14 protein-coding genes, 1 pseudogene and 1 riboswitch are annotated in these 15,589 nt (G+C 69.8%); of the genes and pseudogenes, 7 read left to right on the top strand and 8 right to left on the bottom strand.

Features of this window, described 5'->3' with window-relative positions:
* Positions 1–216: 216 nt before the first annotated feature.
* Entirely contained in the window at positions 217–1,227 is a 1,011-nt protein-coding gene (locus ACIBJB_RS34120; RefSeq protein ID WP_398936442.1) for a polyprenyl synthetase family protein, read from the bottom strand.
* Between the two features lie 333 nt (positions 1,228–1,560).
* On the opposite strand from ACIBJB_RS34120, the pseudogene ACIBJB_RS34115 reads away from it, so the two are divergent.
* From ACIBJB_RS34115 to ACIBJB_RS34105, 3 genes and pseudogenes are all read left to right on the top strand, one after another.
* Positions 1,561–1,908: pseudogene (locus ACIBJB_RS34115) on the top strand (CocE/NonD family hydrolase); the annotation flags it as partial.
* The gene (locus ACIBJB_RS34110; RefSeq protein ID WP_398936757.1) at positions 1,877–2,155 is read left to right on the top strand and encodes a hypothetical protein; all 279 of its coding nucleotides are present in this window, start codon (positions 1,877–1,879) and stop codon (positions 2,153–2,155) included. The pseudogene ACIBJB_RS34115 and the gene ACIBJB_RS34110, both read left to right, overlap by 32 nt.
* Positions 2,156–2,424: 269 nt before the next feature.
* A riboswitch (cyclic di-AMP (ydaO/yuaA leader) is annotated at positions 2,425–2,600 on the top strand.
* A 3-nt stretch (positions 2,601–2,603) separates the two neighbouring features.
* Positions 2,604–3,086, top strand: coding sequence for a transglycosylase SLT domain-containing protein (locus ACIBJB_RS34105; protein ID WP_398936440.1), 483 nt, complete (start codon positions 2,604–2,606; stop codon positions 3,084–3,086).
* On the opposite strand, the gene ACIBJB_RS34100 is transcribed toward ACIBJB_RS34105, so the two are convergent.
* The 5 genes from ACIBJB_RS34100 to ACIBJB_RS34080 all read right to left on the bottom strand — a co-directional run bounded on the left by ACIBJB_RS34100 (position 3,083) and on the right by ACIBJB_RS34080 (position 8,256).
* Entirely contained in the window at positions 3,083–3,895 is an 813-nt protein-coding gene (locus ACIBJB_RS34100; protein ID WP_398936438.1) for an HAD family hydrolase, read from the bottom strand. The two genes, ACIBJB_RS34105 and ACIBJB_RS34100, sit on opposite strands and share 4 nt — an antisense overlap.
* A gap of 91 nt (positions 3,896–3,986) precedes the next feature.
* Positions 3,987–5,015 carry a LacI family DNA-binding transcriptional regulator gene (locus ACIBJB_RS34095; protein ID WP_326665637.1) on the bottom strand — a complete coding sequence of 343 codons (1,029 nt, stop codon included), beginning with the start codon at positions 5,013–5,015 and terminating at the stop codon, positions 3,987–3,989.
* Positions 5,016–5,045: 30 nt separating this feature from the next.
* Complete coding sequence (locus ACIBJB_RS34090; protein ID WP_398936435.1) at positions 5,046–5,924, bottom strand: carbohydrate ABC transporter permease; 879 nt, start codon at positions 5,922–5,924, stop codon at positions 5,046–5,048.
* On the bottom strand, positions 5,921–6,922 hold the full coding sequence (locus ACIBJB_RS34085) for a sugar ABC transporter permease (protein ID WP_359380022.1): 1,002 nt from the start codon (positions 6,920–6,922) through the stop codon (positions 5,921–5,923). Before ACIBJB_RS34085 ends, ACIBJB_RS34090 begins: the two co-directional genes overlap by 4 nt.
* A complete protein-coding gene (locus ACIBJB_RS34080) occupies positions 6,919–8,256 on the bottom strand; it encodes an ABC transporter substrate-binding protein (RefSeq protein ID WP_398936433.1) in 1,338 nt (445 codons plus the stop codon). Before ACIBJB_RS34080 ends, ACIBJB_RS34085 begins: the two co-directional genes overlap by 4 nt.
* A 370-nt stretch (positions 8,257–8,626) precedes the next feature.
* Here ACIBJB_RS34080 and ACIBJB_RS34075 point away from each other — a divergent pair, with 370 nt between their 5' ends.
* Positions 8,627–9,766, top strand: coding sequence for an arabinogalactan endo-beta-1,4-galactanase (locus tag ACIBJB_RS34075; RefSeq protein ID WP_398936431.1), 1,140 nt, complete (start codon positions 8,627–8,629; stop codon positions 9,764–9,766).
* A 142-nt stretch (positions 9,767–9,908) separates the two neighbouring features.
* The gene (locus ACIBJB_RS34070; RefSeq protein ID WP_398936429.1) at positions 9,909–10,313 is read left to right on the top strand and encodes a hypothetical protein; all 405 of its coding nucleotides are present in this window, start codon (positions 9,909–9,911) and stop codon (positions 10,311–10,313) included.
* Between the two features lie 20 nt (positions 10,314–10,333).
* On the opposite strand, the gene ACIBJB_RS34065 is transcribed toward ACIBJB_RS34070, so the two are convergent.
* Complete coding sequence (locus tag ACIBJB_RS34065) at positions 10,334–11,536, bottom strand: FAD-dependent oxidoreductase (RefSeq protein WP_398936427.1); 1,203 nt, start codon at positions 11,534–11,536, stop codon at positions 10,334–10,336.
* A 47-nt stretch (positions 11,537–11,583) separates the two neighbouring features.
* A complete protein-coding gene (locus ACIBJB_RS34060; protein WP_398936425.1) occupies positions 11,584–12,822 on the bottom strand; it encodes an ATP-grasp domain-containing protein in 1,239 nt (412 codons plus the stop codon).
* Between the two features lie 246 nt (positions 12,823–13,068).
* Between ACIBJB_RS34060 and fahA the strand changes: the two genes are divergently transcribed.
* Entirely contained in the window at positions 13,069–14,304 is a 1,236-nt protein-coding gene (gene fahA / locus ACIBJB_RS34055; protein ID WP_398936423.1) for a fumarylacetoacetase, read from the top strand.
* A gap of 154 nt (positions 14,305–14,458) precedes the next feature.
* The gene (locus ACIBJB_RS34050; protein WP_398936421.1) at positions 14,459–15,400 is read left to right on the top strand and encodes a M56 family metallopeptidase; all 942 of its coding nucleotides are present in this window, start codon (positions 14,459–14,461) and stop codon (positions 15,398–15,400) included.
* The last annotated feature ends 189 nt before the right edge of the window (positions 15,401–15,589 follow it).

Raw genomic sequence — 15,589 nt, 5'->3', positions numbered from 1 at the left:
GGCGGCTGTCAACTCCCCTGCGTCCACCCTGTAGCCGCCATTCTCACCCGAATCGGTGAGGAGTGGTGTTTTCTGTGATGTCCATCTGACCAAATCGGCCATGAGAATGCGTCAGACCTCGGAGCCAACTCCGTGTACACCTGGGGTATGACACGACATGCGGGCGCCCCCTACTACCCGTAGGGGGCGCCCGCTCTGCCAAACGGTCCGCAGGTGTTAGCCCGCGCGATGCACCACCGCGTCGCACAGCTCCATCAGGGCCGCCTTCGCGTCGCACTCCCGCAGCGGGGCCAGCGCCGCGCGCGCCTCCTCCGCGTAGCGCACGGTGTCCTTGCGGGCCTGCTCCAGCGCGGGGTGCGTCCGCAGGGCGGCCAGCGCCTCCGCGTGCCGGGCGTCGTCCGTGAGGTCGGAGTCGAGCAGCTCGCACAGGGCGATGTCCTCGGCCAGACCAAGACGCGCGGCCCGCTCGCGCAACCGCAGCACCGGCATCGTGGGGATGCCCTCGCGCAGGTCCGTGCCCGGCGTCTTGCCGGACTCGTGGGAGTCGGAGGCGATGTCCAGGACGTCGTCGGCGAGCTGGAAGGCGACGCCGAGACGCTCGCCGTACTGGGTCAGGACGTCCACGACCGTCTCGTCGGCGCCGGACATCATCGCCCCGAAGCGGCACGAGACCGCGACCAGTGAGCCCGTCTTGCCGCCGAGCACGTCCAGGTAGTGCTCGACCGGGTCCCTGCCGTCCTGCGGCCCGGCCGTCTCCAGGATCTGGCCGGTGACCAGGCGCTCGAACGCCTCCGACTGCACCCGGACCGCCTCGGGCCCGAGGTCGGCCAGAATGTGCGAGGCGCGGGCGAACAGGAAGTCGCCGGTCAGCACGGCCACCGAGTTGCCCCAGCGGGTGTTGGCGCTGTCGACGCCCCGTCGGACCTCGGCCTCGTCCATCACGTCGTCGTGGTACAGCGTCGCGAGGTGGGTCAGCTCCACCACCACGGCCGACGGCACCACGCCCGGCGCATAGGGATCCCCGAACTGGGCAGCGAGCATCACGAGGAGCGGACGGAACCGCTTTCCACCCGCGCGCACCAGATGCTGGGCGGCCTCGGTGATGAAGGGAACCTCACTCTTGGTGGCTTCGAGCAATCCCTCCTCGACAGCCGCCATTGCGGCCTGGACATCGGCTTCCAGAGCCTGGTCCCGCACGCTCAGCCCGAACGGCCCGACGACGGTCACGAGGGGTCTCCTGTCTGCTGGTGTCCCACTGGCGGTTATACGGAATGTCGATAGGTCGCTGCCCTCACTCAAGTCAGCGTATCCGGTCACCTTTGGATCACCGATAGCGCCCGCCCCGTCCATGCCAGGCGGTATCGGATCACGACCAGTATGTTTTTGATCACCTGAAAAGAAGGGATATCTATCGACTTGTAGGGAAGCAGTCGCAACACGCTCGCGCACGGCGGTCCGGGCATGTCGGCGTCCTGATCGCCTGCGGCCACTACGCCACATCCATCCCGACCGGTCGGTCGGCTCCTTCGCGGGCCCGCTGATCCCCGGCAGGCTCGGTGACCGCAAGGGCTGGTTGTCGGCGACGTGTGGCGGGACCTGCGGCTGGGCGACTCGAACAGGTCGACCCGTTCATCCACACCTGGCTCGACCTCCAGACGGGTGACACCTACTGGCGCGACGGCAGCGTCTGCGAGGACTACGGCGCGATCGACGCGGCCGTCCTCGCGGTGGACGGCCGGCACGACCCGGTCCTCAGTCTCGTCGAGCACCTGCCCGTCGGGCGCATACGGGCTCATCGGTGCATGGCCGCACGGGCCGACATGGCCTTCCCCGAACGTGACGACGGTGCCGTACGGCCTCCAGGGCCCTGCTGTCCTTGTCCGCTCTCGCTCCCCGCAGCACACGGGCACGCGTTCCCGCCCGGCCGCCGGAGCCGGCGGGCAGCTTCCTCGAACTGCCGGTACGCGCGCGTGAAGCCTCCTCGGACGTCGCGTTCGAGGAGCCCGAGCCGTGCGAGCCGCTCGGCGTCAGGCCCCCCGGGTACACCTGCGACGGGACGGACTTCCGCACCTCGAGCGAGGTCGTCCGCACCGACGGCGGTGAGGCGGCCCTCCACCGGACAGGGGAGCAGCGGATCCCACGGACAGCCGGTTGACTACGAGTTGGGCATTCTTGACCGTTTTACACCTCTTGCGCTCGGCTGTGACTTGGCCCACGCGGACAGGTGGACGGACGCCGATCCGGAATCTTTCGATCCGCCTTTGCCGACATGCCAGTTGAGGGTTGGCGACCGCAAAGGATCAAGTGCCCCAAATGCCTCCTCTCAAGGTCAATAGGCCTCGCATGTGAATTCGCCACTTGTTCCGGACATGTGCTCTCGCATACGTTCCCGGCCTGTCGGGCGGACGCCGAATCCTGCCACCGCCCGTACACCCACCGAGAAACCAGGGCAGGAGCGGGGGACCCAGGTAAGCCGCCGGACCGGGCGTCTTCGGACATACCGGTACGGCTCGGGGTGAAGTCATGCCTTTCGTAGGCGTGGCCGGGCAACTCCAGCCCGAACCCGACAGCTCACCTCGCAGGCGCCGGAGAGGAACTTCGCCATGTCTGCTGCCGCTCAGCACCGACGTCCCCGTACCAGCCGTCTCGTCCGCAAGCTCGCCGTCGCCGGCACCGGAGCCGCCGTACTCGCGCTCCCCCTCATCGGCGCGACCAGCGCGTCCGCGGCCACCCCACCCCTGCAGACCGCGACCACGCTCGGCTACTCCAACACCCTGGACGGCTGGATCCGCGCCTCCCTCGCCGTCATGGCGGAGCACGGCATTCCCGGCTCCTACGACGGCATCTACCGCAACGTCATCCGCGAGTCCTCCGGCAACCCGTACGCCATCAACCTCTGGGACTCCAACGCGGCCGCCGGCACGCCCTCCAAGGGCCTGCTGCAGGTGATCGACCCGACCTTCAACGCCTACCACGTGGCCAACACCTCGTGGGACCCGTACGACCCGGTCGCGAACATCACCGCGGCCTGCAACTACGCGGCCCAGCGGTACGGGTCCATCGACAACGTCTTCGGCGCCTACTAGGCCCCGGGAAACAGTCTTTCGAGGACGACGGCGATGCCGTCGTCCTCGTTCGACAGGGTCACCTCGTCGGCCACGGCCCTGAGTTCGGGGTGGGCGTTGGCCATCGCGACGCCGTGGGCCGCCCAGTCGAACATGGGGATGTCGTTGGGCATGTCCCCGAAGGCGATCGTCATCTCCGGCCTCAGGCCCAGGTGTTCGGCGGCCAGCGCGAGGCCCGTCGCCTTGGTGATGCCGCATGGCTGGAGTTCGACGGTCCCGGGCCCCGACATGGTGACCGTGGCCAGCGAGCCCACCACCGAGCGCGCCGTCACCGCCAACTCGTCGTCGGACAGATAGGGATGGCGCAGCAGCACCTTGCTGATCGGCTCGCACCACAGGTCGTCGCGCCGGTCGACCCGCACGGCCGGCAGGGTCGGGTGGGGCATCAGATAGCCCGGCTCGATGAGAGTGAGCCCGTCGACACCGTCCTGGTCCACGGCCGCGTACACCTGCCCGACCTCGGCCTCGATCTTCCCGAGCGCGGTCTCGGCCAGCTCCTGGTCCAGGGTCACCGACCACAGCAGACGGTCCGCACCGGCGTCGTACACCTGCGCGCCCTGCCCGCACACCGCGAGCCCCGTGCTGCCCAGGTCGTCGAGCAGCGGCCGCACTCTGGGCGCCGGCCGTCCCGTCACGACGAGATGCCGGGCCCCGCCCGCGGCCACCCGCGCGAGCGCGGCCAACGACCGGTCGGAGAAGGTGTCGTCGGCGCGCAGCAGCGTGCCGTCCAGGTCGGTGGCGATCAGTGCATATGCGGGGGAGGCGGCCATGATCAGAGAATACGGATGGTTGGCCCCTGCGACTCGACGCGAACCGGACGGCTGCTGCTTTCACATCCGTTGACGTGAGTTCCGCTTCCGCTCACGCCGAGTCCCGGACGACGAGTTCCGTCGGGAGGATCACCCCGGCCGTGTCCTCGCCGGCGATCTGGGCGAGGAGCATGCGGACCATCTCGGCGCTGATGCGGTCGAAGGGCTGGCGCATGGTGGTGAGGGCGGGGGCGATGGCGGTGGCCGCGGGTGAGTCGTCGAAGCCGCCGACGGTGATGTCGCCGGGGACCGAACGCCCGGCCTGCTGAAGGACGTTGACGACACCCAGGGCCATGAGGTCGGAGGCGACGAAGACGGCGTCCATGTCGGGAGCCTGGGCCAGCAGGCGACGGGCCGCCCGTTCGCCGCCGCTGCGCCGGAAGTCGCCCTCGACGACGAGCGCCGGGTCGTAGGGCAGGCCCGCCTCGGCCAGCACGTCCCGGTAGCCGGCCAGCCGGTCGGGGCCGCCCGGCATGTCCAGCGGCCCGGTGACCATCCCGACGCGGCGCCGGCCCCCGGTGAGCAGATGGCGGACCATCTCCTGCGCGCCCTCGCGGTCGGCGGCCGCCACGTAACTCACCTTGGAACCGAGCCCTATCGGCTTGCCGCAGACCACCAACGGGATCCCCGCGTCGTGGAGTTCGGCGGCGACGGGGTCGCCGCTGTGGTTGGAGAGCAGCAGCACGCCGTCGACGTGACCCGACGTGATGTACCGGGTCAGCCGGCGCCGGTCGTCGTCGCTCTCGGCCAGCATCAGCAGCAGCGGGATGTCGTGCTGGGCGAGCCGCTCGGTGCAACCTCGCAGCAGGACGTTGAAGTTGGGGTCCTCGAAGAACTTCTCCTGGGGTTCCGTCAGCAGGAACGCCACCGAGTCCGACCGTCCGGTACTGAGGCTGCGCGCATGCCGGTTGACCACGTAACCGGTCTTCCTGATGGCGGCCTCCACAGCCCGCCGGGCAGCGGGCGAGACGTAGTGGCCGCCGTTCAGGAAGCGGGAGACGGTGCCCCGCGAGACGCCCGCCTCCCGGGCCACGTCGTGGATGGTCGGGGGCCTTCGGCGTCCGTTCGCGCTGGTGGTCATGTTCCTCGTTCGTGAAAGGGGGTCCGGGCCTCAGGCCTTGACCGAGCCGCTGAGCAGGTCCAGGGACCAGAACCGCTGGATCACCAGGAAGAGCCCGATCAGCGGGAGGATCGCGAGCAGACAGCCGGTGATGACCAGGGTGTAGAGGGCCGGCTGCGAGGCGCCCTGCGCGAGCAGCGTGTAGAGGCCGAGGGTGATCGGGAACTTCTCGTCGTCGGCCAACATCACGTACGGCAGCAGGAAGTTGTTCCAGATGCCGACGAACTGGAAGAGGAACACCGTGATCAGACCCGGCATCATCATCGGTACGGCGATCCGCGAGAAGATCCTCCACTCGCTCGCGCCGTCCATGCGGGCCGCCTCCATCAGCTCGGCGGGCACCGACGCGGCCGCGTAGATGCGGACCAGGTAGACGCCGTACGGCGAGAGGATCGACGGCAGCAGCATCGACCAGTACGAGTCGGCCATGCCCAGCTTCGACAGCAGCAGGTACTGCGGTACGGCCAGCACGATGGACGGCACCAGGACGCCGGCCAGGATCATCTTGAAGATGGCCTCACGGCCCCGGAAGGCGAACCGGCCGAGCGCGTAGCCGCCGGCGGCGGAGACCGCGGCCGAGAGCAGGGCGCCGAAACCGGCGTAGAAGGCCGAGTTGGCCATCCAGCGCCAGAAGATGCCGTCGCGGTAGTCCGTCAGGTCGCTCAGGTTCTGCAGGAAGCCGCTGCCGGGGGCGAAGGTGAAGGTGGAGAAGAGCTCCGACCGGTCCTTGGTCGCCGCGATGACCACCCAGGCGATGGGGATCAGGCAGTACAGGGCGCCGAGGAGCAGCACGAGGGTGGGCACCCAGGCCGTCCGCCGTGCTTTGGCGGCCCTGCCAGTGGTGTCGGCGGTGAGGGTGAGGGGGGTCATGCCCGGTCCTCCCGGGTGTAGCGGTCGGAGATGCGCAGCAGGGTGAAGGAGAGGACGAACGTGGCCAGGGCCAGGACGACCGCGGTGGCGGAGGCGCCGTAGATGTCGGACTGCAGGAAGGCCTTGTCGTAGATGGCCATCAGGGGGCTCCACGAGCTGGGCAGGCCGTTGGTGAGCGGCTTGAGGGCCATCGGCTCGGTGAAGACCTGGAGGGTGGCGATCACCGAGAAGAAGAAGGTGAGCACCAGGGAGGGCATCACGATCGGGATCTTGATCTTCAGGGCGATGTTCAGATTCGACGCGCCGTCGATCCTGGCCGCCTCGTAGATGTCCGGCGGGATCGCCCGCAGCGCGGTGTAGATGACGATCATGTTGAAGCCGGTGCCGCCCCAGACCGCGATGTTCGCGAAGGAGAGGTAGAGGTTGCCGCCGTCGAACAGATCGGGCTGCGGGAGGCCGAACTTGTCGAGCAGGTAGTAGAAGGGGCTGACGTCCGGCAGGTAGAGGAAGCCCCACATCAGAGCGGCGATGATGCCCGGCACCGCGTAGGGCAGGAAGATCATCAGCCGGGCGAAGGGCGCACTGCGCGCCTTCGGGGTGTCCAGCATCAGCGCGAACAGCAGCGCGAGGCCGAGCATGGTCGGGATGACGATGAGGCCGTAGCCGAAGGCGCGCAGGACGCTGTGGCCGAACTCGGAGTCCTTGAGGACGTCGGTGTAGTTGCCGATCCCGTTCCAGACCTGTGAGCGGGCGCCCTTGCCGAGGCCGATGCCCTTGACCTGGACCCTGTGCAGGCTCAGCCAGATCGCGTACCCGATGGGCACCACGGTGAAGGCGGCGAAGAGGGTCAGGGTGGGCACCAGGAACCAGTACGGTGCGCTGCGACCGCGACCACGGCGGCGGGGGCGGCTGGGGCGGACGGACTGGGCGGTGCCGGTGCCGTCCGCCAAGGGCCCGACCTCGGTGAGGTCGGAGCCCTTGAGCGGAGCGCTGGTCATGCCTCGGTCACCTCGAAGCCCTGCTTCTTCATGTCGGCGAAGGTCTTCGACTGCATGGTGGCGAGGGCGGAGTCGAACTGGGACTCCTTCTTCGCCTTGCTGGCCTTGCCGAACGCGTCCTGGAAGGTGGTGTAGGCCGTGTTGACGTTGGGTCCCCAGGCCGCGGCGGCGGTGGTCGCGGCGATCTCGCCGGCCGTCGTGTAGAAGTCCGCCTGGTTGGCGAAGAACTCCGGCGTGGTGAGGACGCTCCCTGACTGGCCCTTCGTGGCGGCCGGGTAGATCGCGACCTCCTTGACCAGGGCGGCCAGCGCCTCCGGGTCGGTGTTCAGCCAGGTGGCGAACTTGGCGGCGGCCTCGGCGTGCTTGGAGTCGGTGGAGACACCGGTGGAGGAACCGCCCCAGCTGCCGGTGACGTTCTCGCCGGACTTCCACTGCGGCAGCGGGGCCATGCGCCACTTGCCCTTGGTGTCGGGGGCGGCGGAGACCAGCACACCGGGCGCCCAGACGGCGGAGACCCAGGCCAGGTGGGTGCCCTTGTTGAGGGCGTTGTTCCAGGCCGGGGTGTACATCGGCTGGTTGTCGATGACGCCCTCCTGCACCAGGCCGCCCCAGAACTCGGCGACCTTCTTCGTGCCCGCGTCGTCGATGCCGACGGTCCACTTGCCGGCCGAGTCGACGGTCCACCACTTGCCGCCGGCCTGCTGGGCGAGGCCCGCGAACAGACCGGGGTCGTTGGAGGAGAAGGTGGTCAAGTAGGCGTCCGGGACGGCCTTCTTGGCGGCGCGGGCGGTCTCGGCGAACTCCGTCCAGGTCTTCGGGACGCTGAGTCCGTGCTTCTTGAAGAGGTCCTCGCGGTAGTAGAACATCAGCGGCCCGGCGTCCTGCGGGATCGCGTAGAGCGCGTCCGTGCCGAGGGTGACCATGCCCCACAGGCCGTCGGCGAACTCGGACTTGGTGCTGCCCGCGTACTTGGTGATGTCGGCCAGGACGTCGTTGGAGACCAGGGTCGGCAGGGACTGGTACTCGACCTGGATGAGGTCGGGGGCGTTGCCGGCCTTCTTCGCGGTGATCAGCTTGGAGACGATCTCACCGCCACTGGCCTGCTTGGACACGGTGACCGTGATGTCCGGGTTCTTCTTGTTCCAGATCGCGGCGACCTTCTCCATGTTCGGAGCCCACGACCAGTAGGTCAGCTTGACCGGCCCGCTGCTCCCGCCGGAGTCCTTGTCGTCGGAACCGCCGCAGGCGGCGAGGGTGCTCGTGAGGCCGAGGGCTGTGGCCCCGGCAAGGATGCTGCGCCTGCTGATCTGGCGGCGGTTGATCGACATCTTCATCTCCCCTGACTTGGAACCAGCCGGTCTTGGACATCCGCGTACGCGGCAACCGCCGTGGGGGGAGGTTCTGCGGATGGGTCCGAGAGGCTGTGCGCGAGGGCCGCGCGGCTCTGTGATCGTGCACAGTAGAGAATTGTTTCGGCCCCTTGTCAATGGCGGGGGCTTGGGGTTACCTACTTGTTGCCCGCCGATGACAGGGGTGAGGGGAGCTGTGCACGATCACAGAAAATGAGGGTTTTCCTTGGTCGTCCGGCGTTTCGCCGACTCCCCTCACCCCGTTCCCCGGCCTTCCCGCCCGGCCCTCCCCCGGCCCCTGAAGTCACCGCTGAGCCGGTGTCCCCGTGACCGTCCGCGAAAGGACCCTTTTGACATGCGCAGACGCAGTGTTCTCACCGCTGCCGGAGCCGCCGCGCTGGCCGTTCCCGTGCTGGGGGCGGCACCGGCCGTCGCCGCACCGGCCACCACCCGGCGCGGCCGTCTGGACATCCGGGGCGTGGACATCTCCTCGCTGCCGAAGAACGAGGACCACGGCGCCGTGTACCGCACGGCCGACGGCCGCCGCGAGGACCCGGTCCGCCTGCTCGCGCAGGCCGGCGTCACCCACGCCCGCCTCAAGGTGTGGGTGAACCCGGCCGACGGCTACAACACCAAGGCGCACATCCTGCCGCTCGCCCGGCGCCTCAAGCGGGCCGGCGTCGGCCTCTGGATCGACTTCCACTACTCGGACAGCTGGGCCGACCCCGCCCACCAGACCAAGCCGGCCGCCTGGGCGGACCTGGACGTGGCGGGCCTGACGCGGGCGGTGTACGACCACACGGCCGACGTCCTGGGAGCGCTGAAACGGCAGGGCACCCCGGCTCAACTCGTGCAGATCGGCAACGAGTTGAACGGCGGCCTGATCTGGCCCGAGGGCAACTGGGAGCACTTCGACACCATGACCGCCTTCCTCAAGGCCGGTCTGAGCGCGGCCCGCGACACCACCCCGCGGATCCGCACGATCCTGCACCTGGCGAACGGCGGCGACAACGGGCTGTACCGCTGGTGGTTCGACAACATGGTGGCGTACGGCGTCGACTTCGACATCATCGGGCTCTCCTACTACCCGTTCTGGCACGGCCCGGTCGCCAACGCGGCCGCCAACATGGCGGACATCACCGCGCGTTACGGCAAGCCGTGCGTGATCGCCGAGACGGCGTACCCGTTCACGCTGGAGAGCGAGGACGACGTCAACGACATCCTGAACGACCCCTCGCAACTGACCGAGGGCTTCCCCGCCACGCCGGCGGGCCAGGCCGCATGGCTGCGCGCGGTGGCCGACCTCGCGGCCGGTGTGCCGGACGGGCAGGGGCTGGGCTACTGCTACTGGGAGGGCCTGTGGACCTACCGCGCGGGCAGCGGCTGGGACCCGACGGACTCCTCCTCGGGCAACGCATGGGAGAACCTGGCGCTGTTCGACTTCGAGGACCGGGAGCTGCCGGGGCTGCGGACGCTGGGGCGCTATCGGTCGTAGGACGGGCTACCGGTCGTAGGACGGGCCGCGGGGTGTAGTGGGCTACACCCCGCATACGCCGGGCAGCTCCCTCGTGGCGGTGGGTGGGGGACGGAATCGTGGACGGCATCGAATCCCGCCCCGAGAAAGGGTCGCCACAGCCATGCGCCGTCGCCGTAGCCTCACCATCGCCACCGCCCTGACCGCCGTCGCCCTCACCGCAGTCCTCGCCACCGGCTGCGACCCCGATGACGTGGACAACTCCCTGGACTGCGTGTCGAACGCCGACACGATCGCCGACAGCGTCAAGGCCATCCACGAGGCCGGCTGGGACGCGGTGAAAGACCCCTCGAAGACCGCCGCATCCATCGCCACGATCGACAAGAACATCGACGAGATCAACGAGGCCCGGGACGACGCGGGCGACAGCGAGGTCGACAAGGCCGTCAAGGACCTCGACAAGGCGATCGAGGACTACAACAAATCCATCCTCGACGGAGACACCCACCCGGACACCGGCAGGATCGACGCGGCGGCCGACCGGCTGAAGGACGTCTGCACGTCGTGAGGCCAAGCCCTGGCGTGGGTCTAGCCGTGGGCCGCCGCCAGGTGCCGGGCGAGCCTCGGGGAGGCGAATTCCGTGCCGCACACGAAGCGCATCACCGGGCCGTAGGACGCCGCCGCCGGCAGGCCGGTGAAGTACAGGCCCGGTACGGAGGAGACGTATCCGGCGCCGAGCCTGGGCGTGCCCCGGCTGACGGCGAGGGCGGTGCGCAGTTCATGCCCGAGGAAGCCCATCGCGGCGAGGTCGACGCGGTAGCCGGTGGCCGCGATGACGTGGTCGGCGGCGAGCCGGTCCACGGTCCCGGCGTCGGTGAGGACCTCCAGGCCCGGGTGCCCCTGCGACGTGTCCGCTTTGAGGATGCGGTCCACCTCGGTGACCCGCACCTTCCCCTCGAAACGGTCGCGCAGCCACCATGCGCCGAGCGGGCCGAGGACCCGTCGGACCAGGTAGTGGCGGGTGCCGGCCGGGAGGTGGCGGTAGGCGTGCGGGTAGTAGGTCAGGGCCCACAGCGACCAGGCGCGGCCGAAGGGCGACTCGGGGCGCAGCCTGGGCTGCTTCCACGGCGGTGCGCCGAAGGCCACGCTGCCGCGGCCGCGGGCGACGACCCTGACCTGCGCGCCCGCCTCCGCCGCCAGGGCGGCCGTCTCCAGCGCCGACTGGCCGGCGCCGACGACGATCAGCTCCTTGCCGGAGTAGCGGGTGAGGTCGTGGTGCTGGGAGCTGTGGGAGACCGGGCCGGTCGGGGCGGGTCCGTCGGGTGCGGCGGCGGCCAGCTCCGGGGGCAGGTGGGAGAGCCCCGACAGACCGGTGGCGACGACGACCGCCCGCGCGGTGAACGACTCCCCCGAGTCGAGCTTGAGCTGGAAACCCCCCTGCCCGCTCCGGTCCACGGACACCACCCGCACCTGCTCCAGCTCGGGCACCAGCTTCTGCTGGAACCACTGGCCGTAGGCGATGAAGGTCTCCACGGGGACGATGTCCTCGTCCGTCACCAGCCGGGGGATCCCCGCCGCGTCGCAGTAGTCGACGAGCGTGTGCCCGTGCTGGGGCGCGTCGAGGTTGGAGGCGGCCGGGGTCGACTTGAGGAGCATGCCCGCGGGCATGTGGTCGCGCCAGCTGACCATGGGGTCACCGAAGACCCGCACGGGTATGCCGCGCGCCCGCAGATGGGCCGCGGTCGACAGGCCGAAGGGCCCGGCGCCGATGACTGCTACCGGATGGATCACGAAGTCCCTCCCCAGGACGTCACGTCGTCACTTCGTGGTGGAGCTGTTCAGCTGGTCGCGCTGCCGCGGCGGTTGGCCCGCCACAGCTGGTGGAGATGCTTGGCGCCCGGCCGCACGAAGCGCCCGAGCATCGTGAGGAACGGCAGCGGGTCGTCACCCGCGAACCAGGCCAGCTCGGTCCCGCTGGGCCGCTTCGGCGCGTGCGGTGTCGTATAGCCGCTGCGGCGGTAGGCGAGCAGGGCCGGCAGATCGATGTTCTCCACGACATAGCGGTGACCGGCGCGCTGTTCCCCCTCCGGAACGGCACGCCCGGTCAGATCCAGGTGCAGGGCGCGGACGACGTCCACACCCGACTCGCTCTCGAAGAGCCGGAACTGGGCGCCCATGCGGGGGTTGAAGTCGAGCAGTTTGTACTGACCGTCGCGCCGGTCGAAGCGCAGGTCGAGGTCGATGATGCCGGTGTAGCCGATCTGTTTGATGAAACGTGCGGCGAGGTCCGCGAGTTCCGGGTTGTCGACGACGTACGCGTTGGCCGTCATGCCCGCGTGCGGCGGCCAGGAGCGCACCTTGACGCCGGTGAACAGGGCCAGCGGTGTGGAGTCGCGGTCGAAGTAGGCGTGCACGATCCAGTCCTCGGCGTCCTCTCGCGGCAGGTACTCCTGGAGGATCACCCCGGGCCGCTCGCCCCAGTCACGGGCGAGGGCGAGCAGCCCTTCACGGGTGGCGATGCGGGTGGTGCCGTTCACCGCGGGCCGCCGGCGCCGTACGAACGCCTCGCGGTTCTTGGCCACCACCGGGAAGCAGGCCTTCTCGGCGAAGTCCACGATGTCGTCGTACGACTGCGGGAACGCGGCCTCCGGGCTCGCGATCCCGTGTTCCACGCACAGTTCGTGCAGGCCCTGTTTGCTGGCCAGCCGACGCGGCAGACCGGGCTCCACGCGCGGGAAGAGGAAGCGGCCGAAGAGGTCACTCTGGTGCTCGGCGATCAGCACCGCCGCCTCCTCGTCGGTCGGTACGAGGACGGCGGGGCGGCCGATGCGGCGCCCGATCCGGATCAGTCCCTCGATCAGCCGGCCCGGGTCCTCGGTGCCGGTCGTCGGCCAGACGAACGCGCGGGTGAGGTACCGGGAGGCGGCCGCGGGCGTGTAGCGGTCCTCCGTGATGGCGTACATGGGCACGCCGAGGCGGCCCAGACTGCGGATCGCGCCGACTCCGCCGTGGTGCAGCGGGTAGTCGCCGAACTTGACGATCAGGGCCGGTACCTCACGATCGGCCTCGAATGGCACACTGCTCGCGCTCCTGGCCACGGTCCCCCCACGCGTCCCCCCACGGACGCGACCCCACCCATCCCGTCCGTACTCGCAAAGGACGCTAAGCCGGAATGGAAGCCTCCGAGTGTCCCGTAACAGGACATTGCGAACTCTTTAGTCACCTTGCTGTCCCTTGCGCCACTGCCGTGACAGGCGGCTCGGACGTAACGTGTGCCGCGACCACCTGCACCGCACGGCAGCGCGAGAGTGAGGCAGCACCCCATGCCCCCCTTCGATGTCCCCTTCGACGTGCCCGAGGGCGACCCCTTCGGTCCGCACAACCTTCCGTACGGAGTGTGCTCGCCGCCGGGTTCGTCCGACCGGACCGTCGGCGTCCGCCTCGGTGACCACGTCCTCGACGCGGGCGCGGCGGCCGCCGCCCTCGGTTCCCCGTACGTCTCCCTGCTCGCCCGGCCCTCCCTGGGCCCGCTCCTCGCCGCCGGCCGCACGGCCTGGTCGGACGTGCGGCGCGCGCTGACCGCGTGGGTGACGGTGCCGGCGCACCAGGAGGCGATCGCGGGCTTCTTCCACCCGCTGTCCTCGGTAGACCTCCATCTCCCCTTCGAGGTCGCGGACTACGTCGACTTCTACGCCTCCGAGAACCACGCGCGAAACGTCGGCCAGATCTTCCGCCCCGACGCCGCCGACTCCCTGACACCCAACTGGAAGCACCTGCCGATCGGGTACCACGGCCGCGCGGGCACGGTGGTGGTGTCGGGGACGGATGTCGTACGGCCGTCGGGGCAGCGGAAGGCCCCTTCGGACGCCTCTCCCGTCTTCGGGCCGTCCGTGCGGCTCGACATCGAGGCGGAGGTCGGTTTCGTGGTCGGGACGCCCTCGGAGCTGGGCCGGCCGGTCGGGCTCGACGGCTTCCGGGAGCACGTCTTCGGACTGTGCCTGCTCAACGACTGGTCCGCGCGGGACATCCAGGCCTGGGAGTACGTCCCACTCGGCCCGTTCCTCGGCAAGTCCTTCGCCACGTCGGTGTCGGCGTGGATCACCCCGCTGGACGCGCTGGAGGAGGCGCGGGTGGCGCCGCCGGAGCGGACGCACGAGCTGCTGCCGTATCTGGACGACACCGCCTCCGACGTGGAACCGGGCGGCTACGACCTGCGGATCTCCGTCGCGATCAACGGCCATGTGATCTCGGAGCCGCCGTTCTCCACCATGTACTGGACGGCGGCCCAGCAGTTGGCTCACATGACGGTGAACGGGGCGTCGCTGAGGACGGGTGACCTGTACGGCTCGGGAACGGTGAGCGGGCCCACGGCGGGCGAGCGGGGGTCGCTGCTGGAGCTGACCTGGAACGGCCGGGACCCGCTCGAACTCCCCGACGGGAAGCGGACGTTCCTGGAGGACGGGGACGTGGTGACGCTGTCGGCGTGGGCTCCCGGTCCGGGCGGGGTCCGGGTGGGGCTGGGGGAAGTGGCGGGGCGGGTGGTGTCCGGGGCGGTGTGAGGCCTCCGGTGCTGTTCGAGTCCTGCCGCAGGGCGTCCGCTCACGGCATACTGGCGGCGGGCGGCATACGTGGGACGACGTACCGGCCGCCCCGCAGTACCTCACCACCCAGCCCCACCTTCCCTGTCTCCGATCAGGATGCGGAGCCCGTGGCATGACTCTCTGCCTGCTCCTGCTGAGCACCGTCGCCATAGCGGCCGCCGTGCCGGTGCCGCGTGCGCTCACCCGGTCCGCGTGGCCCGAACGGGAACCGGTGGTCGGGCTGTGGGTGTGGCAGTGCCTGGTCGCGACGGTGCTGCTCTGCTGCCTGACGGCGCTGGTGCTGGGGGCGGCGGCGGTCTTCCACACGGTCCGCGACCATGTGTTCGCCCCGGCGCCGCCGGCCGTGACCGCGGCGTACGACCTCTCGGCGGCGCCGCTCTGGGCGGTCGTCCTGACCCTGCTGCTGGCGGGCGGGGCCGCGTGGACCACGGCGATGCTGGCCCGTGAACTGGTCGAGGCCCGCCGGCGCCAGGGGCTCGCCCGTGAGCATCTGCGCGAGCGCGCGCCGGATCTGCCGGCCGGGCTGGGTGCTGTCGCGCGCGGTCCGCTGCTGGTGCTGGAGGACGAGTATCCGGACGCCTGGTGGATGCCGGGGAATCCGCCGCAGCTGATCGTGACGACCGGCGCGCTGCACCGGCTGACCGATCACCAGCTGGACGCCGTCCTCACCCACGAGCGCGGGCATGCGCGGGCCCGCCACGACTGGCTGCTCCACCTGTCGACCGCGCTGGCCACGGGATTTCCCCGGGTGCCGCTCTTCTCCCACTTCTGCGACCAGACACACCGCTTGGTGGAACTGGCGGCGGACGACACGGCGTCGCGGCGGTGCGGTCACCTGACGACGGCGTTGGCGCTGATCGAGTTGAACCAGCATCGCGGGGTGCTGTCGTGTTCCTCCAGCCATCGGTTGCTGGGTGAGCGGGTGGACCGGTTGCTGGAGCCGCCGCCGAGGTTGTTGCGCAGGCATCGGGCGCTTACGTCTGCGACGGCTGCGCTGGTGCCGTTGTTGCCGTTGTTGATCGTTTTTGGGCCGGGGTTGTCGGCGCTGGCGTAGGGGTTGTGCGTCGGCTGCCGGCCGGTGGGGGCTGGTCGCGCAGTTCCCCGCGCCCCTGGGTGGGTCGAGTCACGTCCGCTTTCACCGTCAGGTGGCACATGTCACGCCACAGCGCCTGAAACCGCAGGTCAGCGCCGATCCGTCGGAGCGTCAGGTGGCGCAACAATTCGGCAATACTCCTTTTCCTAC

Origin of the sequence: Streptomyces sp. NPDC050759 (assembly GCF_044456945.1) — a bacterium.
GTDB lineage: Bacteria > Actinomycetota > Actinomycetes > Streptomycetales > Streptomycetaceae > Streptomyces.
Note: the sequence above shows the minus strand (reverse complement) of the source record. Positions and strands in the feature narration are given on the sequence as shown.